Source organism: Streptomyces sp. NPDC046122 (assembly GCF_056429965.1).
In genome coordinates this window covers 32794-52076 of the sequence record NZ_JBWKLQ010000021.1, presented here as the reverse complement: position 1 = coordinate 52076, position 19283 = coordinate 32794, and the positions used below count along the sequence as shown (strand labels likewise).

17 protein-coding genes and 3 pseudogenes are annotated in these 19283 nt (G+C 68.9%); 10 read left to right on the top strand and 10 right to left on the bottom strand.

The genetic code is table 11. From position 1 onward, the window contains the following. Positions 1-4 precede the first annotated feature (4 nt). Together AC07FK_RS32110 and gcvH are read right to left on the bottom strand one after the other, a co-directional pair. The gene (locus AC07FK_RS32110; protein ID WP_479108452.1) at positions 5-439 is read right to left on the bottom strand and encodes a hypothetical protein; all 435 of its coding nucleotides are present in this window, start codon (positions 437-439) and stop codon (positions 5-7) included. 953 nt (positions 440-1392) lie between these two features. Beyond that, entirely contained in the window at positions 1393-1782 is a 390-nt protein-coding gene (gcvH, locus tag AC07FK_RS32105; RefSeq protein WP_479108442.1) for a glycine cleavage system protein GcvH, read from the bottom strand. A gap of 264 nt (positions 1783-2046) precedes the next feature. Here gcvH and AC07FK_RS32100 point away from each other — a divergent pair, with 264 nt between their 5' ends. Then, a complete protein-coding gene (locus AC07FK_RS32100) occupies positions 2047-2988 on the top strand; it encodes an alpha/beta fold hydrolase (RefSeq protein ID WP_479108441.1) in 942 nt (313 codons plus the stop codon). Positions 2989-3224: 236 nt separating this feature from the next. On the opposite strand, the gene AC07FK_RS32095 is transcribed toward AC07FK_RS32100, so the two are convergent. The 4 genes from AC07FK_RS32095 to AC07FK_RS32080 all read right to left on the bottom strand — a co-directional run bounded on the left by AC07FK_RS32095 (position 3225) and on the right by AC07FK_RS32080 (position 6828). Continuing rightward, complete coding sequence (locus AC07FK_RS32095; RefSeq protein ID WP_479108440.1) at positions 3225-3890, bottom strand: nucleotidyl transferase AbiEii/AbiGii toxin family protein; 666 nt, start codon at positions 3888-3890, stop codon at positions 3225-3227. Further along, positions 3887-4252 carry a hypothetical protein gene (locus AC07FK_RS32090; RefSeq protein WP_479108439.1) on the bottom strand — a complete coding sequence of 122 codons (366 nt, stop codon included), beginning with the start codon at positions 4250-4252 and terminating at the stop codon, positions 3887-3889. Before AC07FK_RS32090 ends, AC07FK_RS32095 begins: the two co-directional genes overlap by 4 nt. Positions 4253-5931: 1679 nt before the next feature. Further along, on the bottom strand, positions 5932-6240 hold the full coding sequence (locus tag AC07FK_RS32085; RefSeq protein WP_479108438.1) for a hypothetical protein: 309 nt from the start codon (positions 6238-6240) through the stop codon (positions 5932-5934). A gap of 27 nt (positions 6241-6267) precedes the next feature. After that, positions 6268-6828, bottom strand: coding sequence for a hypothetical protein (locus AC07FK_RS32080; RefSeq protein ID WP_479108451.1), 561 nt, complete (start codon positions 6826-6828; stop codon positions 6268-6270). A gap of 349 nt (positions 6829-7177) precedes the next feature. Here AC07FK_RS32080 and AC07FK_RS32075 point away from each other — a divergent pair. Continuing rightward, positions 7178-8298 (top strand): annotated as a pseudogene (locus AC07FK_RS32075) (IS630 family transposase). Between the two features lie 55 nt (positions 8299-8353). Then, the gene (locus AC07FK_RS32070; protein ID WP_479108437.1) at positions 8354-8923 is read left to right on the top strand and encodes a maleylpyruvate isomerase N-terminal domain-containing protein; all 570 of its coding nucleotides are present in this window, start codon (positions 8354-8356) and stop codon (positions 8921-8923) included. A gap of 516 nt (positions 8924-9439) precedes the next feature. On the opposite strand, the gene AC07FK_RS32065 is transcribed toward AC07FK_RS32070, so the two are convergent. Both AC07FK_RS32065 and AC07FK_RS32060 read right to left on the bottom strand, forming a co-directional pair. Beyond that, complete coding sequence (locus AC07FK_RS32065) at positions 9440-9676, bottom strand: hypothetical protein (protein WP_479108436.1); 237 nt, start codon at positions 9674-9676, stop codon at positions 9440-9442. 89 nt (positions 9677-9765) lie between these two features. Further along, positions 9766-10143 (bottom strand): hypothetical protein, encoded by a 378-nt coding sequence (locus AC07FK_RS32060; protein ID WP_479108435.1) that lies wholly within the window; start codon positions 10141-10143, stop codon positions 9766-9768. 533 nt (positions 10144-10676) lie between these two features. Between AC07FK_RS32060 and AC07FK_RS32055 the strand changes: the two are divergent. The 6 genes and pseudogenes from AC07FK_RS32055 to AC07FK_RS32030 form a co-directional block, all read left to right on the top strand. Next, positions 10677-11003: pseudogene (locus AC07FK_RS32055) on the top strand (transposase); the annotation flags it as partial. 332 nt (positions 11004-11335) lie between these two features. After that, positions 11336-11677, top strand: coding sequence for a hypothetical protein (locus AC07FK_RS32050; RefSeq protein ID WP_479108434.1), 342 nt, complete (start codon positions 11336-11338; stop codon positions 11675-11677). 317 nt (positions 11678-11994) lie between these two features. After that, a complete protein-coding gene (locus tag AC07FK_RS32045; RefSeq protein WP_479108433.1) occupies positions 11995-13695 on the top strand; it encodes an alpha-glucosidase in 1701 nt (566 codons plus the stop codon). A 56-nt stretch (positions 13696-13751) separates the two neighbouring features. Then, positions 13752-14750, top strand: coding sequence for a TIGR03885 family FMN-dependent LLM class oxidoreductase (locus AC07FK_RS32040; protein ID WP_479108432.1), 999 nt, complete (start codon positions 13752-13754; stop codon positions 14748-14750). A 2-nt stretch (positions 14751-14752) separates the two neighbouring features. Continuing rightward, complete coding sequence (locus AC07FK_RS32035; protein WP_479108431.1) at positions 14753-16441, top strand: alpha-amylase family protein; 1689 nt, start codon at positions 14753-14755, stop codon at positions 16439-16441. 165 nt (positions 16442-16606) lie between these two features. Beyond that, a protein-coding gene (locus AC07FK_RS32030) for an IS5 family transposase (protein WP_479108450.1) occupies positions 16607-17409 on the top strand; the annotation gives its coding sequence in 2 pieces (ribosomal slippage) (positions 16607-16925 and positions 16925-17409; 804 coding nt in all). A 94-nt stretch (positions 17410-17503) separates the two neighbouring features. Here AC07FK_RS32030 and AC07FK_RS32025 read toward each other — a convergent pair. After that, positions 17504-18232: pseudogene (locus AC07FK_RS32025) on the bottom strand (lamin tail domain-containing protein); the annotation flags it as partial. 105 nt (positions 18233-18337) lie between these two features. Further along, positions 18338-18772 (bottom strand): DUF6892 domain-containing protein, encoded by a 435-nt coding sequence (locus tag AC07FK_RS32020; protein ID WP_479108430.1) that lies wholly within the window; start codon positions 18770-18772, stop codon positions 18338-18340. A gap of 94 nt (positions 18773-18866) precedes the next feature. Here AC07FK_RS32020 and AC07FK_RS32015 point away from each other — a divergent pair, with 94 nt between their 5' ends. Next, the gene (locus tag AC07FK_RS32015) at positions 18867-19148 is read left to right on the top strand and encodes a hypothetical protein (protein WP_479108429.1); all 282 of its coding nucleotides are present in this window, start codon (positions 18867-18869) and stop codon (positions 19146-19148) included. Positions 19149-19283: the final 135 nt, after the last annotated feature.

Here is a 19283-nt window from a genome sequence, read left to right as displayed (position 1 = left end):
TTACTCATTGCGTACGCGAACCAGCACCGTAACCGACCCGTCCGACAACCCACCAACAGCCCCAGACACCAAACACCCAAGATGACGCGAAGAAGCCAAGAAACGCACATGCCTGCTTCCCGGTGGGGTCCAGGGACATGATCGCCATGTAGACGCACTTTAGGGCGGCGGTCTCGTTCGGGAAAGTGGCCGCGGGCCTGGCTGTTACTCGCCCCGCGATGCGCTGGGCGAATTCATCCATGTAGACCCGGTGTTCCACGTGGATCATGGATTCCGGGATTTCCCCGAGCGGTGAGAGGTTGACACCTTCGAGCTTCCCACACCCGTCGAGATCGCTCAGCGCGTGCAGTAGGGCTTCCAGGGCCACCCGGGACTCTTCGTGCGGGACCAGCATGGCGACCAGGTCCCCTCCCACTCTGGCCTGGGTGTCGGAGAGCAAGTGCACGAAGTCCTGAACGCGATTACGGTTCGGTCCTCGTGCATGTTGATCTGCTGGCCGGGCTGGACGTGCGTCCAGGGGGAGGGGGTGAGGGGCACGAGGCGAACCGTGGCTCCCCACCGGGCTCCAGAGAGGGTCCTCAACCCAGAGCCGGGAAATGCTGACAGCGCGCAGTCCCTCCCCTCCGACGTCGAGCGCCGCCCGGCGGGCTCGCTGCTGTCGCCAGGCGTTGGTGCGGCAGGTCGCCGAGCAGAATCGTCGCGACTTCCTCGACTCCGGAAGGAGCGGGCTCCCGCATTGGTCGCACCGGGGAACGATCCTCCTGACCACGATCCCAGGGTCCTCCGGATGCAGGCCGGTCGCCAGGAGGGCCACGCGGAGCTGTGCTGCCGCAGGTGGGCTTGGCTCGGCGCGAAGGAGGGGATCCGGCGGCATCGCACTGGGTGGAGGCCGCCTCGCCCCCGTGCTCGAAGTCCAGACGGAACGGCTGCGGCAGCACCTCCACCACAGTGAGAAGGTCCAGCGCCAGAAGAAGCCGTTGCTCCTCCAGCGACTCGAATCCGTGGTGTCGGCCGGTCGCCACGAACTACAGACCAGGGCGGTGCCGCTGTCGGGCCCGCCAGGTGAACCGGCGAACCGGCCGCGAGTCCAACACCGGCACCGACTCCAGATGCCGCACCGGCCAGACGACTTCACCGCCTTCGAGCAGCAGGTCGTCGACCACCGACGCGGCCAGGACCCGCCCAGCCCAAGCTGCCCGCGAAGAGTCTCGTCACCCGTGAACGGGCTGATCAGCGCATCAAGATCGCACCCATCCGACCGGATCACCGGCCTGGCCCGCGTACTCATGCGCCAACGAGACCACCCCCAGCCGCCTCACCGACCGCAGCGGGACAGATCCCACCCGTCCGAGTGACAGCCGAACCCGGCCCGAGGCATTGTGGTGACGCAGTTCACTCGCCGATGGCCGCCTTGTAGCCGGCAGCGTCGAGGAGCCTCCCGAGCTCGGAACTGTCCGACGGCCTGATCTTGAAGATCCACGCCTCGTAGGACCAGTACGCCGCGTTGATGAGATGCGGTTTGTAGCACAGCTCCTCGTTCACGGCGATCACCTCGCCGCCGACCGGCGCGTGGATGTCCGACTGGGCCGTGACCGCCTCGACGGCACCGACGACATCGCCAGCCGCGACGGGTTTGCCGACCTCCGGCAGCTCCACGAACACCATGTCGCCAAGCGCCTGCTGAGCGTGATCGGTGAGCCCGACCGCCAACGTGCCGTCCGACTCCGACCGCACCCACTCATGCGACTCGGTATACCGCAGATCAGCCGGAATGTTCGACATGCTCACTCCACAGTTGTCCTAGTTGATCAGCAGACTCAGCATGCCCGATATCACGAAGGATCGACCGGATTTCAGTAATGTAACTGACGAGGCGTCAACAACCCATGACGACGCGCAGCCGGCCGACTTGGAGCGGCCAGACCGCGATCATCTTGAACGCAGAGAGTGATCAGCGCGTGGTGGGCCGCCCGGAGTGGCGGGGTGACGCCGCCGGGCCGAAACTGGACTGCGTGGGCGAGGGGGTGAGCGCTACCCTGCGTCACCATGCAGGAATATGAAGCGAAGAGCGAGCCCCTCATCGGCCGCGAGCGCACCGTCCCGGTGGGCGAACTGAACCTCTGGGCCGAGGACTTCGGGGCGCCGGGGTCGCCGGTGGTGCTGTTGGTGATGGGCGCGCAGGCGCAGGGCGTCCAGTGGAACGACGGCCTTGTGCGGCGCCTGGTCGACGGGGGCCGCCGAGTGATCCGCTACGACCACCGGGACGTCGGCCGGTCCTCCACCGTCGACTTCGCCGCGCACCCGTACACCGTTGCCGACATGGCCTCGGACGCTCTCGCGGTCCTGGACGCGTTCGGCGTCCAGCGAGCCCATTGGGTGGGCGCCTCCCTCGGCGGGGTCATCGCCCAGCGCGTCGCCCTCACCCACCCCCACCGGGTCCTCACCCTGACCAGCCTCTCCTCCCAGCCGCTGGGCACGAACACGGTGGCGACGGTGCAGCGCGCCCTCACCGGACTGCCCCCACTCGTCGACCACCTCCCACCGCCCAGCGCCGCGTTGCTCGACACCCTCTTGTCGACCCTGCCCGCTCCGGACGCGTCGCTGCCCGAGTACCTGGCGACCAGACTGCCGCTGTGGCGAGTGCTGCACGGACCGGTACTGCCGTTCGACGAGGAGGAGTACCGCGCGATGGAGACCCGGGTGTACGAGCGGACACGCGATGCGCGCTCCGGGCTCAACCACACCCTCGCCGGCGCCGCCGCGGAGGAACTCACCACCGCGGACCTGGCGGCCGTCACAGCGCCCACACTGGTACTGCACGGCACGGAGGACCCGATGTTCCCGCCCGCGCACGCACAGGCCACTGCCACGGCGGTCCCCGGTGCTCGCCTGGTCATGATCGAGGGCATGGGACACACGCTGCCCACCGCACTGGACACCCGCCTGGCCGACGAGATCCTGCGGCACACAGCACTCGACCGGGCGTGAGCCCCCCTGAGCGGGCCGACCCGCTCAACAGGGCTCACGCCAGCCCGACGCGCCGGTGCGGACAGCTCCCCTCAGGGGCGGCTGTCCGCCACGTTCACCGCGTGAGTAGCTCAAACCCGCCACTGGCACGGCTCGCACATCGACGGGAACAACTTTGACTGGGAGGCCGCGTGCGACGTACGCGGGAGCGCGGGAGGCGGCGCCGCCTGGGCGCCATTTGTGTGGGGAACCGGCCCTCATACCTCGTCGTCGTGGTTGTACAGGCGCTGCTCCAAGTCGCTCACCCAATGCTGGGCCCACGCACGCAGCTCGGCCGTCTCTTCTGTAGTGAGGCCGTACGCCATGAACTCGTCGTCGTCGGCCCACTCCGCACCGATCAGTCGGTCGCGGAGGTCGTGCAGGCGAAACTCATCGCGGCCATGGCGCCTGCCGAGCCGTTCCAGTTCATTGCTGGTGCGGTGGCGGGAGGCTGCGTGTACGTCAATCAGGTCGCGGACGGCGCCGCGGTCGGCCAGGGCGCGGACCTTGGTGCCGATGACGGAGTCGAAAGCGAGGACCGGCCCGTACTCGGTCTGGGCCGGGGGTGTCCAGAAGTGTTCTTTGAGGACATCGACCTCGCACTCCTCGCCGGTGTCCGGGTCCGCGGCGATCAGACGGGCCGACAGTGCGTCTACATCGATCACGCGCACTCTCCAGCCCCGCGAGACCAGGCCCTGTTCCAGGCTGACGATGATCTCCGCCATCGGAGCGGGGTTCTCGGTGGCGACGTCGAGATCTTGGCTCAGGCGCTCGACGAGACCGTGCGCTTGGACGGCGTACCCGCCGGTAAGGACGAGGGGGAATGGGGTACCGAGGTCGATGACGTCGGCCAGGAGCCGGCGGTGCAGGTCGCTCAGTTTCACGCGGCGGCTGATCCCGCGGTCGTCAGCTCGGGGAAGGCTTCCTCCCAGACCTGCCGCAGGTGCCTGCTGACCAGGGTGCGCAGGACGGGCCACTGTGCCAGGAGGAGGTCGCGGTTCAGCAGGGTCACGAGGTCCTCGTGCTGCCCCTCGGCCAGGACGGTGCGGTACAGGCCCATGCGAAGGCGTGGGCGGTCCAGGTCGTAGGCGCGCAGTCCGGACCAGGCGACGTGCAGCGGCAGCTCGACCACGCCGTGCTTCGGGCCTGCGAGCTTGTCCAGCGAGGCAGGCAGCCGGCCCGCGTACCGGGCGTGCAGCACCTCGGCGGCCGAGGACGCCGCGCCTGTGGAGGAGAGCATGACCATGGACCCGATTATCCCCCGTCCCGCCCGTCTCCGGAACCGCAGAGGAGCGCAGCCGTCCCGCCGGCGGTTCGCGATCCGCTCCGGGCGGGATCGCTCTGGGTAGCAGTCCTGCCGCGTGGGGGTCATGACCTCACACCATGGCAATGCGCGCGCTGCAGGGGCCCTGACCGCGCCTGGCCCAGGAACCCGCTCCAATCCTTCGCACCCGCGCCGAGGCGGTGAGCGCGTGCCAGACGGGCAGAGCTCGGGTGTTTCAACGTCGCAGGAAGCCAAAGATCTTGTTCTCCCGGCGCCACGCATCGGCTTGCGCCTGCGCCCTACTCAAGCGGCCCGCTCCTCCGCCCGCGGGCGCTCGCTCTCCTTGCCTCGGATGCAGTTATCGCAGTCGCCGCCACGGGGTACGGTCTCCAACCCGTCACCCGCTGGGCCAGACCTCACGCCCGCGGGCCGGGCACGCCCATGCGGCGGCCTTCTGCCTCCGCCGGGTCTCCTCCCGCTCGCCCTGCTCCTAGGCGCGGCGTTCGGCGCGACGGCAGGCGTCGGACCTGCTGGTGCAGCTCGGACAGGGCACACCGAACACGGCCTGATATCCGGCTAGGCCCGGGCAACGTACTACATCTCGTCGAGGTACCCCGCGTGCCCCTCATACGCAGTACAAGCTCCTCGGTGCAGGAGCGCCCCCTGCCGCCCTCTGGGGTTCGATCGCGGGAGTCCACCACGAGTGCAACGAGCCTCTGCACGGAGGGCGGCACCTTTTCTATGACCACATCGAGCGACTGCGTCCACCCTCGGGAATGGAAGTGGTCCCGCGATCTCTGGGGGGGGTGAGATCGCGGGACCATCTCAGGGCCGGACAACGGGGGGCGTCCGGCTGGGGGACTCTTTGGTGCTGGTGCCCCAGTGAGTGAACGTTTATGCACAGCGCTAGGTCACGGCATGGTCGAAAGGTCGTATCGGGGGCGCCGGGGCTCCCCGACCGAAGCTGCTCCGCCATCACGGACTGCGGCCTGGTCAGCCGCTGGGGGCTGTACCCCTTCCCCGGATCTCGGTGCCTCGGCCACGGGGACGTCCAAGCGTGGCCGCGCCAAGAGCGGCGGATGGGTCCCAGCGCTCGATCGCGGTGTCCTCGCTGACTTCCTCGACCCGTTCGGGGATGCCTGACGTGAAGGGGTTCGCGGCTGCCCGGGCGCGGGAGAAGCCTACGGCGGTCCAGGGTGGTCGGAACCGGTCTGGCTGATGTGGTCGGTCAGTTGGCGGGGCGGGCGGCTTGAGTCCGTCAGTGCTGGTGGCCGAGTGCGGCTGACGGACCACTGCCGGCCGTCGGCTCAACAAGCGGCGCCGCACGCCTGCACGTCGTCCGGCTCTTCGCGGGCACCTAGGGGCCTGTGTGATGTCGTGATCAGCTGTCGAGTCCTGTCCTCTTCGCGGGGTGGGATCCGGTAGGACTGGGGTTGTGACACGTAGGCAACTCACCCATGCTCAGTGGAAGTTCATCGAGCCGTATCTGCCGATTGGTAGGTACGGCCCGTACCCGGAGCGGTTGCGGGAGCAGTTCGAAGGTGTGATCTGGTAGGCCTTGTCCGCGGCGACCGCGCCGGGCGTCGTGCGGGGACGGCCGACCGGCAGGCGGACATGATCTGGATCGACGACCTCCTGAAACCCGCCGACTGATCACAACCTCACACAGGCCCTAGCGCCAGCACTGCGCAGGTGATGTCCACCTGGCGGAACCGGGAGGGTGTACCCCAGGTCAGTACGGTCCATATCAGGCCCGCCAGGACCGCACCGCCAGCCACAGCCAGGGCGACGCCCACCGTGCGGACCCTCCTCCTTCGCCGAAGCAGGTCCCGCTCCGTCTGCTTCACGTCGTGCCTCAGCTTGCGCAGCGAAGCGCGTTCATTGGCTTCGGCCTGCCGTTGTTCAGCGCTCAGATGGTCATCGGCGTCGCTGACACGGTGAGGCGCATCGTCGTCAAGGTTGCGGGCCACGGCTTCCGTCCTCTCGTCTGCGCAGGCTCAGCGGGCGAACGCTTCGGTCAGGCTGATGCGGTAGCCGTCCTCTTCCATCAGCACGACGGTGACACCGAACGGGTCGGAGTGGTCCAGCTCGATCGGGGTGAAGGAGAAGTTCACCGCGGCCTGGATCGGCGGCACCAGCTCGCCGCCGGGCTGCGGCGCGGGGGCCGGCCTCCAGTCGGGGGCCACCGACGCCCAGCCCTCGGGGCTGCGCGACAGGAGCTGCTCGCTGTAAGGGAACTGGTGCAGGACGTGCCCGTCGCGCGTGGCGAGCACCATGTTCAGGCACGGTGCCGGGCCGACGATCGGCAGCTCGCAGGCGGTGGCGACGTCGTGGGTCTCCCAGGCGAGGACGACCTCGTCCGCGCCGGCCGCCGCAGCGATGTTAGCGAGTTCGGCGATCCCGGCGAGCGCGTCCTGGCCGACCTTGAGCGGGCGGACCCAGATCAGCCCGACCAGCTCGCCGCGCACCAGCGGCATCATGAGCGGCCGCGGCACGATCCCCTCGTTCAGCGAGGCGGTGTACGTCTCCTTCGCGACGCCGACCAAGCCGTTCCACATCCGTGCTTCCACGGGAGCCCCCTCCGTCTACGTGACCGATCACCGCTGACCCTGCCACTCAAGGTGATGCCGTGTCAGCGAATTGATCAGCCAGCCACAGGCCGGCGTGGCTGGCGGCGCGTGGCCGAGCCTGCGGGGAACGAAGACAGCGCGGGGTACGGGCGCGATTCTCGCCGCGCCCACGGCAACACCGTCATTTCTGGTCGACGCTCGTGGACCCGGTGATCACCAACTGACTCCGGAACCTGTCGAGAATCGCTGTTCCTAGTGCTGTGACCGCGTAGGTTCGCCGGGTTGGTGGTCGCGACGGTTGGATGTGCGGTGACGTCCGTTCGACCGCTGGAACGCGGTGGCTGAGCCTGTCCGTGTACGCAGACTGACCGACCAGGAGGGGCAGAAGCTGCAGCAGATCGTGCGCCGGGGCAGCACGAGTTTGTGCGCTATCGGCGCGCGATGATGCTGCTGGCCTCGGCGGGCGGGAACCGTGTGCCGGTGATCGCCCAGCTGGTCCAGGCAGACGAGGACACCGTGCGCGATGTGATCCACCGCTTCAACGCGATCGGCCTGGCCTGCCTGGACCCTCAGTGGGCGGGAGGCCGTCCCCGCCTGCTCACCCCTGACGACGAGGACTTCGTCATCCGGACGGCCACCACTCGCCCCACCAGGCTCGGCCAGCCCTTTACCCGCTGGTCGGTCCGCAAACTCGCCGCCTACCTGCGGAAAGTGCACGGACGTGTCATCCGCATCGGCCGGGAAGCCTTACGGTGCGCGCTCCGGCGCCACGGCATCACCTTCCAGCGCACCAAGACCTGGAAGGAGTCCCCAGATCCCGACCGCGACGCCAAGCTCGACCGGATCGAGCAGGTGCTGGGGCGCTTCCCCGACCGGGTCTTCGCCTTCGACGAGTTCGGGCCCCTGGGGGTCCGGCCCACCGCAGGCTCCTGCTGGGCGAAGCAGGGCAAGCCCGACCGGCTGCCGGCGACCTACCGCCGCACCCACGGCGTCACCTACTTCCACGGCTGCTACTCCGTCGGCGACGACCGTCTATGGGGCATCAACCGCCGCCGCAAAGGCACCGCCAACACCCTGGCCGCGCTGAAGTCGATCCGCGCCGCCCGACCCGACGGCGCCCCGATCTACATCATCTTGGACAACCTCTCCGCCCACACCGGCGCGGACATCCGCCGCTGGGCGAAGAAGAACAAGGTCGAGCTGTGCTTCACCCCGGCCTACGCCTCCTGGGCCAACCCGATCGAAGCCCACTTCGGACCGCTGCGGCAGTTCACCCTGGCCAACTCCGACCACCGCAGCCACCCCGCGCAGACTCGGGCCCTGCACCGCTACCTGCGCTGGCGCAACGCCAACGCCCGCCACCCCGACGTACTCGCCGCACAACGCCGAGAGCGTGCCCGCATCCGCAGCGAGAAAGGCATCCGCTGGGGCGGACGTGCCAGATGCCCGGCGGCGTGAAGGATCGGCAACCGGCACAGCCCACTCCCACAACACGGACCGCGAGGAGCTCTGCATGGACCATCAGGACGTCGACGCCGCCGTGGCAGAGATGCTGCGGGTGCTTGGCCCCCATACCGCCGAGGACTGGACGGTGCCGGCGGGGCCGCTCGAATGGACCTGCTGGCAAACAGCAGCCCACATCGGCCACGACCTGCTGGCCTACGCAGGGCAGCTGGCAGCACAGCCCGCCGACGCCTACCTTCCCATCGACCTGAACGTTCGCCCCACTGCCTCGCCAGCCGAAGTACTCCAGGCCGTCACCGCCTGCGGCGGACTGCTCAGCAGCGCCCTGGCCACAGCCAATCCGACCCTGAGGGCCTGGCACTGGGGCCCGTGCGACCCCGAAGGGTTTGCGGCGATGGGCGTCGCCGAAACCCTGCTGCACACCTACGACGTTACGCAGGGCCTGTCCGTGGACTGGCTGCCACCAGCACCGCTGAGCGCAGCAGTACTCAACCGGCTCTTCCCCGCCGCCCCTCCCGGAGACCCCACCCAGGTACTCCTTTGGTGCACCGGCCGCGGAGAACTCGACGGCCTCCCTCGCCAAACCTCATGGAGGTGGGAAGCAGCACGATCGGACTGATCGAGCTGACCCCGGCGAACGTTCGCGGTCACAGCACTAGAGATCAACGAAGTCAGTTCTCGTTCGGCTGAGCCCAGGCGTGGCGGCTGTGCAGCGCTGGACCGGTGCGTCAGTCTGCAAATGCAGACAGGGCGCCCCCGGCATGGCCGTCACAATCCGGCCGGGGGCGTACGCACGAGCGGGCGGAGGGTGCGAACGTCGTACCGCCCACGTCTGGCACGCCGGACTGCCACCGCCTCGCCCTCGAAGCGCACCGCCAGGCCTCCCTGCAGCGCCCGATGACCTGGCCATCACGGAGGCGGCGGAGCGCGCCGCGATGCGGGAGCTGAGCCGCCACGCGCTCCCCGAACCTTCGAACGCGCGGCGAGTGCCCTTTGGACCCGCCGCGTTCCGGCGTACAGGCGGTGCCTACTCGAAGGGGCACTCGCCATTACCGGCCACTGCCCCTCTTTTCTTTGGCCCGGTCACCGCAAGGTGGGCGGGCCTTCTTGTTCTGGGTCTCTTGCCGTGCGGCGCCTACTCGGCGGCTCCGAGCAGAGCACGCCGGTCCTGGACGAGCTGCCGCCAGCGGGCACGGACAGGAACCGGGCCGTCGACCCATGTGGTGGAAGTGAGACCAGGCAGGGGCAGGCTGGCCATGAAGTGGGCGATGTCGGTGAAGTAGGCGAAGTCACCGGACGCGGTGAGCGCGCGGTGCGGCCAGCTCTTGGTCCCTCTGCGGACAGCGTGGTGGAACGCGAGGGTGAGCTCCACGAACCGGTGGAGGAAAGGGAGCCCTGTGACGTCGATGTCGGTGTGCGGGCTTTGCGCGCGGCCGGTCGGGACGTGGGGGCGGGGTAGCCCTACTGTTGCTGACTGCTCAGAAGTTGAGAGACGCGCTGCGGCGAGATGCCGAGGATGAATGCGATGTCTCGTCCCGTCATTCCATGGCCTCTCAGTGACATGGTCGTGCGCCGCATCTCAGCAGCCGCCTCAAGTTGGGCCCTGTGAGCATCAACAGTTGCTTGAGTGGCCGATTTGACGCGCTCATTCAGTTCGTCGCCCAGATCTACTTTGACCTGAACGCCATGCTCCGAACCCGTCACCCCAGCGGCCCGCATTAGCGTGCGACCGTGTTCGCTTACGTCAGACAACCTCTTGACGTAGGCAGGGCCAAGACCTGCAATCTCCAGCTCCCAGCCTTTCTCGGATCGGCGAGCGGTGATCCTTGGCAGATCCATCTCACATCCCTCTCTTTGAAGGCTGGAGTCAATCTAGACCCCCTAGACGCAAGATGTCAAGGGGGCCTAGATTGATCCGGGCCAACTAGTGGCGCCATGCATCTCATGGCGGGGCTCTTCGTCCGCGCTCCGAGTCATTAACGCCAAAACCCATAAAGGTCTGCGGTGTCCTTTACGGCGGACCTGAGCCGTTCAGCCAGAAGGCGCCGTAGATGGCACCGCCAACCGCTGTGACAATTATGAGGGCATAGGCATACAAGGGGCGACCCCGAGCCAGAGCTATTGCGAGCGGCAGCAGTATAGGGAAGGCCGGCATCAGGAGGCGGGGCTTTGACCCGAAATAGCCTGAGGCGCCTACCGCCAATATCGTGACAACTGCAGAGTAAACTATCAGGGGAATCGGATGCTTCTGCCTCAATGCGATCCAGTGAGGCCAAGCGGAGAGGCCAATGATGAAGAGCGCGCACGTGCTCTTGAGTCGCCGCTGGGCGGATCGACGTGCTGCCCAGCCGCACGGCCGACACCCTCACGCGCTCCTGGCCAAGCTCACCGCCACCTGCCCCGAGATGACCCAACTGGCCTCAGCTATCGGCGCTTTCGCCCCGCTCCTTGCCCCCCACGCCGACAATGCCGACGCACTCTCGCGCTGGATCGTCCAGATCCGCGGCGCCGACCTGCCCCACCTGCACGCCTTCGCCCGAGGTCTGGAACGAGACCGCGATGCCGTGACCGCCGCCCTCACGCTGCCGTACAGCAACGGCCCCACCGAGGGCGTCAACACCAAGACCAAGCGGATCGCGCGCCAGATGCACGGACGCGCCGGCTTCACCCTGCTTCGCCACCGCATCCTCCTCGGATAGCAGCACGCGCCGTCACCACCGAATGTGAGACAGGGCCGTTTCTTTTACAGTCCCCCCGGACTCGTTGCGCCAGTGCTCGCGCACCCGCTCCAACTCAGGGCCGCCGAAGAAACGCGGCACTGGCCACGGCGTCACGTTACGCAGTTGCTGGATCGCCGCTTGGACCTTGGCGTCTGACCTCCGGTTCAGAGAAGCGGACGGATCGCGTACGCGCCGAAACTCACGGATACGCGCGGAGAATCAAGAACGAGGCGTCCTGGACCTGGGGGAAGATCGCGGTTGACCGCGTGTCCTGATGTCGTCCGTCCGAGCCGCAGGACAGCATCGACCGGATGAAGCCTCCTGCGGACCCGGAGCGGACTCCGGACGGCAGATACGTGGTCATCGACCACCGCCGATGGCCTGCGACGGATCCGGAGATCCCCGAGGACGTCGCCTCCCGCCTACGGCATCATCTGATGGCGGCGCGCCGCGGGGTGGCTGCCGCACGCCGCGCCGCAGACGCGAAGGCTGAGGGCCGGGCGCGGAAACGCGTGAACACCGCGAAGGTGGCGCTCGGTGAGCGGGGTGATCCCTGGTGGGAGCAGTCTGCCGAGGTTCGCCGTCTGCGCTGGGAGAGGGGGCTCCACGAGCTCGACCAGGCTGAGCGGGAGGAGGGCGGGCGCGCACCGTGAGGCGGGTTGTCTCCTTGGGCGTGGTACGAGGCTCCGGCTCGTGGTGCACGGAGCGATCAGGTCCCTGGACCCCTGCCAATTCGAAGCGGACCGCTGTGCACTCCGGTACGGGCCGCTGAGGGGCGAGGTCCGACATACCTCGCGCGGGAGTTCGCCGAGAAGGCGCCGGCCGTTGCGCGCAGGGATGGGCCCCGGCGGGTCGGTTCGTCCCGGGGGAGCCGGGGCGCCCGGCCGGCGATGCCGCCCTGACCGGTATGACCTCAGCCCCCGGGGAAAGGAGACTCACGTTACCCACCCCGGGCGAGAGGAGTCCACCGATGGCAGCCGACGACATGGGGCACGCCGAGGACGCGTGGTGGCGGTCCGCGGTGGTCTACCAGGTCTATCCGCGCAGCTTCGCCGACTCCGACGGTGACGGCGTCGGCGACCTGGACGGCCTCACCGGACGCCTGGACCACCTGTCCGGGCTCGGCGTCGACGTGCTTTGGCTGTCGCCCGTCAACCCGTCCCCGCAGGCCGACAACGGGTACGACATCAGCGACTACCAGGACATCGACCCCGTCTTCGGTGACCTGGCGGCCTTCGACCGGCTGGTGGGCGCCGTGCACGAGCGCGGGATGAAACTCGTCATGGACCTGGTCGTCAACCACACCTCCGACGAGCATCCGTGGTTCCAGGAGTCACGCGACCCGGCGAGCCCGAAGCGCGACTGGTACTGGTGGCGTCCGCCACGTGAGGGACGCGAACCCAACAACTGGGGCTCCTTCTTCTCCGGTGCCGCCTGGGAGCTGGACGCGGCGAGCGACGCGTACTACCTCCATCTCTTCTCGCCGAAGCAGCCCGACCTCAACTGGGAGAACCCCCGGATGCGTCGGGCCGTGTACGCGATGATGCGCTGGTGGCTGGACCGGGGCGTGGACGGCTTCCGGATGGACGTCGTCAACCTCATCTCCAAGGACCCCGCCCTCCCCGACGGCGAGGTGCACGAACAGGGGCCGTACGGTGACGGCTCGCCCTACTTCGTCTGCGGACCCCGCATACACGACTACCTCCAGGAGATGCACCGCGAGGTGATCGCCCGGTACCCGGGCCGGCTGCTGACCGTCGGGGAGATGCCCGGGGTGACGGTCGAGCAGGCCCGCCTGTTCACCGACCCGGCGCGTGCCGAGCTCGACATGGTCTTCCAGTTCGAGCACGTAGGGCTCGACCACGGGCGGGGCAAGTTCGATCCCCGCCCGCTGCGGCTCACCGACCTCAAGGCCTCGCTCGGCCGCTGGCAGTCCGGCCTCGCCGACGTCGGGTGGAACAGCCTGTACTGGAACAACCACGACCAGCCCCGGGTGGTCTCCCGGTTCGGTGACGACGGACCGAGCCACCGGACCCGGTCCGCGACGATGCTCGCGACCGTGCTCCACCTGCACCGGGGCACGCCGTACGTCTACCAGGGCGAGGAACTCGGCATGGCCAACGCGCCTCTGCGCACCATCGAGGACTTCAGGGACATCGAGTCCCTGAACCACTACACGGAGGCGCTGCGCGCGGGGGCGCAACCCGAAGACGTCCTGCCGGGACTACGGGTGATGGGCCGCGACAACGCCCGTACACCCATGCAGTGGGACGCGTCCCCGCATGCGGGGTTCACCACAGGCACCCCGTGGATCCCCGTCAACCCGGACCACACCGAGGTCAACGCCGAAGCGGCCCTCGCGGACCCCGGCTCCGTCTACCACCACTACCGTCGGCTGATCGCCCTCCGGCACCAGGAACCGGCCGTCGTGCACGGCGACTTCACGATGCTGCTGCCGGACGACGAGCGGATCTACGCGTTCACACGCCGGCATGGCCGCACAGTGCTCCTGGTCGTCGGAAATTTCACCGGCGACACGGCCTCCGCCGTCATGCCCGCCGGATGGGACGGCGCCGAACTCGTCATGAGCAACGGCCCTTCGGTCCCCGCGCGGCCCGGCCGCCTCGTGCTCGCCCCGTGGGAGGCGCGGGTGCACCGGCGCAACGACTGAGCCGGGCGGGCGCGACGGCGATCGATGATCCCTCCGGTACCGGGTATGCGGACCTCATGACCGTCTATGGATTCCACGCCTCCCACGAACAAGTACCTCCCGCCGACCTGCTGGCAGCCGTCGTACGCGCGGAAGGCGCGGGCTTCACCGCCGCGATGTGCTCGGATCACTTCTCGCCCTGGAGTGTCCGGCAGGGTGAGTCCGGCTTCGCCTGGTCCTGGCTCGGCGCGGCGCTCCAGGCCACCGGCCGGATCCCCTTCGGAGTGGTGAACGCCCCGGGCCAGCGCTACCACCCGGCGATCGTCGCGCAGGCGATCGGCAGCCTCGCCGCGATGTACCCAGGCCGCTTCTGGGCGGCGCTGGGAAGCGGTGAGGCGTCCAACGAGCACATAACCGGCGACCGTTGGCCGCGCAAAGACGTCCGGAACGCGCGGCTGCGCGAGTGCGTCGACATCATCCGGGCGCTGCTGTGCGGCGAGGAGGTGAGCCACGACGGGCTGGTGACCGTGGACCGGGCCCGGCTGTGGACGCGCCCGGAGACGGTGCCGCCGTTGGTGGGAGCCGCGTGCAGCGAGGCGACCGCGCGGTGGTGCGCGGAGTGGGCGGACGGCCTGATCACGGTCAACGCGCCGCGCGAGACGCTGCGCCGGATCGTGGATGCCTACCGTTCGGCGGGTGGCGCCGGCCGGCTGCACCTCCAGGTCCACCTCAGCTGGGCCCCCGACCTGGGGACCGCCCAGGAACTCGCCCACGACCAGTGGCGCACCAATGTTCACGGGCCGCCGGCGAGCTGGGACCTGGACTCGGCCGAGCTGTTCGACAACGTCAGCGAGCACGTCTCACCGGACAGGGTCGCGGAGTCCGTCAACATCTCCGACGACCTCGGCCGGCACGCGGCCTGGCTCCAGGAGTACGCCGACCTGGGCTTCGACTCCGTCATGCTGCACCACGTCGGCAAGGAGCAGAGCGCCTTCATCGACGCGTTCGGCGCGAAGGTGCTGCCGCAGCTGGACGTCACCCGTCCCCCGGCCGCCGTCGCGGAGGGTGTCCGATGAGGATGACCCGTACCTCCGACCTGTGGTGGAAGAACGCGGTCGTCTACTGCCTGGACGTGGAGACGTACCAGGACTCCGACGGCGACGGCACCGGCGACTTCGCGGGGCTGACCCAGCGCATCGACCACCTGGTGCGCCTCGGTGTCACCTGCGTGTGGCTGATGCCGTTCTATCCAACGCGGGAACGCGACGACGGCTACGACATCACCGACTTCTACGCCGTCGATCCCCGGCTCGGCACGCTGGGCGACTTCACCGAGTTCGTGCGCACCGCCCGCGACCGGGGCATCCGGGTCATCGCCGACCTGGTCGTCAACCACACCTCCGACCACCATCCGTGGTTCCAGGACGCCCGCTCCAGCCGCACGTCGAAGTACCGCGACTGGTACGTCTGGTGCGACAGCCCGCCGGAGGACGGCCCCGAGGGTGTGGTCTTCCCCGACGTCGAGAAGAGCGTGTGGGAGTACGACGAGACCACCGAGCAGTACTACCTGCACCGGTTCTACAAGCAGCAGCCCGACCTCAACGTCGCCAACCCGGCGGTCCGTGACGAGATAACGCGCATCATGGGCTTCTGGACGCAGCTCGGACTGTCGGGATTCCGGGTCGACGCGGTGCCGTTCCTGCTGGAGACCGACGGCCAGGAGGACGCGGACCAGCTGCCCGACCCGCACGAGTACCTCGCCGACCTGCGGGCCTTCCTCGGACGTCGCAGCGGTGACGCGGTGCTGCTGGGCGAGGTGAACCTGCCCTACCCGGACACCGCGAAGTTCTTCGGCGACTCGGAGTCCTCCCGCGGTGACGAGCTGACCATGTGCTTCGACTTCATCGGTATGCAGCAGATGTACCTGTCGATGGCGCGGGGCGAGGCGGCCCCTCTGGCGGCGGCTCTCCGGGAGCGCCCTGCGGCGCCCCGCGACGCGCACTGGGGGACGTTCGTCCGCAACCACGACGAGCTCACGCTCGACAAACTCGACGACGACGAGCGCGCCGAGGTGTTCGCCGCCTTCGGCCCCGACAAGGACATGCAGCTCTACGACCGGGGCCTGCGCCGCCGCCTGCCGCCGATGGTCGACGGCGACCGGCGGCGCGTGGAACTGGCGTACAGCCTGCTCTTCTCCCTGCCCGGCACACCGGTGCTGTTCTACGGCGAGGAGATAGGCATGGGCGAGAACCTCGCCGCCGAGGGCCGGCAGGCCGTCCGCACCCCGATGCAGTGGACGCCCGACAAGAGTGGCGGTTTCACCGCGGGGGAGGGAGTGGAGCTGCCCAATCCCGTCGTGACGGGTGCGTTCGGCCCGACGAAGGTCAACGCGCACGACCAGGCGCACGACCAGGCTTCGCCGCTGGGTCGGATGCGGACGCTGATCGAACGCTACCGGGAGACCCCCGAGCTGGCCTGGGGCGACTACCGGGTCATCGACGCGGACGATCCGGGCGTGCTGGTCCACCTCAGTTCGATGGAGGGCGGCGCGGTGCTCGTGCTGCACAATTTCTCCGAGCGGTCCGTCACCGCCTCCGTCGAGGTCCCGGGACTGAGGGGCGGCCGGCTGCTCACCGATGTCTTCACCGGTGACACCCTCAAGTCGGCGGCCGCCGGCCTCGTCGATGTCGCGCTGGACCCGTACGGCTACCGGTGGCTGAGGGTCAACACCCCCCTTGACGACCCGGATCGGGCGGCAGCGGTGTGATCCGACGCGCGCGAGGTGTCCGGCCGCACGGAGTGGGCCGGGCACCTCGCGCGATGGTCGTCGTCCCGCCGGCTAAAGAGGTCCTAACAGAAGCCGTTGATGGTGTGACTGGCGGCTTGGACGCTCGTTGCTCTGTTCGTGGGGAAGAGGAACTCTCGTCCGCGGATTGTTTCGGACGAACTGTGGCTGTTGATCGAGCCGTTGCTGCCTGAGCCGACGCCGAAGGTGGTGGCGGGGCGGCCGCGGGTGCCTGACCGGCAGGCTCTGTGCGGGATCCTGTTCGTCCTGCACACCGGCATCCAGTGGGAGTACTTGCCCCAGGAGCTCGGCTTCGGCTCTGGCATGACCTGTTGGCGGCGTTTGGCCGCGTGGAACGAGGCCGGCGTGTGGGACCGGCTCCATGCCGTCCTGTTGACGAAGCTGCGGGCGGCGAAGCAGCTGGACTGGGCCCGGGCGGTGATCGACTCCAGCCACGTGAGGGCCGCTCGGCGGGGCCCAGAAGCGGACCCAGCCCGGTCGATCGCGCACGTCCGGGCAGCAAGCACCACGTCCTCGTCGACGGGCAGGGCATCCCGCTCGCGGTGTCGCTGACCGGAGGCAACCGCAACGACATCACCCAGCTGATGCCCCTGCTCGCCAAGATTCCGTCTGCCCCCGGCCTGGTCGGTCGACCGCGGCGGAGGCCGGAGACCTTGCTCGGCGACCGAGCCTACGACCACGACAAATACCGCCGCCTTGTCCGGTCCCAGGGCATCAAACCGGTGATTGCCCGCCGCGGCGTTCCACACGGCTCTGGTCTGGGCGTGTATCGGTGGGTCGTCGAACGCACCATCTCCTGGCTGCACGGCTTCCGACGCCTACGCGTCCGCTGGGAACGACGCGACGACATCCATGAAGCCTTCCTCGGCCTCGCCACCTGCCTCATCACCCACCGACACGTCCAACGCCTTGTTAGGACCTCTAAGTGAGCGTAGACGGCAACGATCAAGAAACGGGCGCCTCTTGGCCCTTCCGTTACCGCGCCGTGGGCCCCCGGCTGGTCGGCAGGGGCCGCCCGGTGGCTCAGTCGGCAAAAGGGAGGTATACCCGGTTCCCGGCAGCGGCGGAAGCCCTCCGAGACGGCGAGCTTCTGATCACCGCTTCAGGTAACGGATCGGGCAGCTGACGTCGCGGTGAGCGCAGACGGGCGAGGCTGACTTCGGTGCGCCCGCGCCCGCGACGTTTCCTGCAACGAAGGGCGCCCCAGGCGGGCTTCTCGCCGGCGCACCTTGTACCCCGCTCCCCGACCGGTTCGGCCCGGGGCGATCGTGCGCCGGGCCCCGTCGGACGGCCGCGCAGGAACATCCCTGGTGCGAAAACGCACGAGGGGGCGGCGCGCCGTTGGCGTGCCGCCCCGTGGTGCCCTGTGCCTGCGGTCAGGTGGGGGCGGTGTGGCCAGCCGCGGTGGTGGCCGCCGCGGCCCCAGGACTCGGTGTCCACGGTGTGGCGGCGGTCGTTGCGCAGGGTGGCGGTGTCGGAGTGGTTGTCCCACATGTAGTGGTGGCAGTCCATGTAGAGGTCGGTGCGGGTGTCGCGGCCGACACCGGTGTGGATACGGACGGTTGAGCGGCCGGCGAGGCGTACGTCGTGGAAGCGGTAGCGGTTGCCGTCACGGTCGCGCAGGGTCCAGCCGTCCAGGTTCACCGCGCGCCGGTGGCTGTTGGTGATCTCGATCCACTCGCGGTTCAGCGACCGGTTCGAGCGGGTGTCGGGGCCGGGGCTGTCGGCCTGGACGGCACTGATCTCGACGCCCGACCGGCGCTGCTGCCGGTCCTCAGCAGCATGACGAAGTCTGGCTCCCGCGGGGTAGCGGGGCCGGACTTCGAAACTCGTTCAGCGCTGCCGGAGTGCCGGGGTTCAGTCGGTGTCGATGCCGCGCGCGGCGAAGACCTCCGCCGCGTCCGGCACGGCCAGGACGCCGTCCTCCACGAAGGTGACCTCCCGCAGGTTGGGCAGCAGGGCGAGGTCGTCGAGCGAGCGGACGTCGAACAGGTCGTCCTCGCCGTCCCAGGCGGGGGCGCAGTGCCGGAAAACGTCCGCCCCGGCGTCGAAGCACAACTCCTCGACGCGGGCGAGCAGCTCGGCCGGGATCTCCAGGGCCTCGAAATGGGCCCGGGACTCCGGCAGCACCTCCGCGTGGAGGCCGTTCTCCAGGACGTGGGACGCAGGGTCGCCGATCCCCCGCTCGGCCAGCCGCGCGGGCAGGTCGTAGACCGGAAGAAGCGGGGCGGGGCCGTACATGAGCTCCTCGATGACGAGCAGCTTGAGGTTGAAGTCGCGGAACTGGGTCATGGCAGATGAGTACCACGGAGGTACGACACGCCCCCGGCCGGGCCCGGCCCCGCTCAGGCCGCCGTGGGCGGTCAGCCTTCGAAGGCGCATGGGCGTGGCGGACGTGGAGGCGCCGCAGCTCGAAACCGACTCGCGTCATGGCTTCGCTGCTATCGCACTGACATCACGACGCCGAACCACCACCGCCAAAATCGCAGATCATCAGGTGCCGCTCGACATCACCAGCGCGCTCGTCTCGCGCGGCAGCCGGCTCGCCTTGTTCGGCAGACGCTCCAGGATGCGGTGGTCGTGGCTGGCGAGCGCGGTGGTGATCGCCCAGACCGGCTCGTGGGCGGTGGCGAGGATGTCTTCGGGGTCGGCGCCGCGGGGGATGTAGGCGGGGACGACAAGGCTTGCGGTCTTGTGTGGAGGCGCTGCGCTCGTACGGTTTCGGTGCCACCGTCTTCCAGCGGCCCGGCTCTCGGGCGGCCGCCGCTTTGGACACCACGGGGCAGGACTTTCCGAGGCGAAG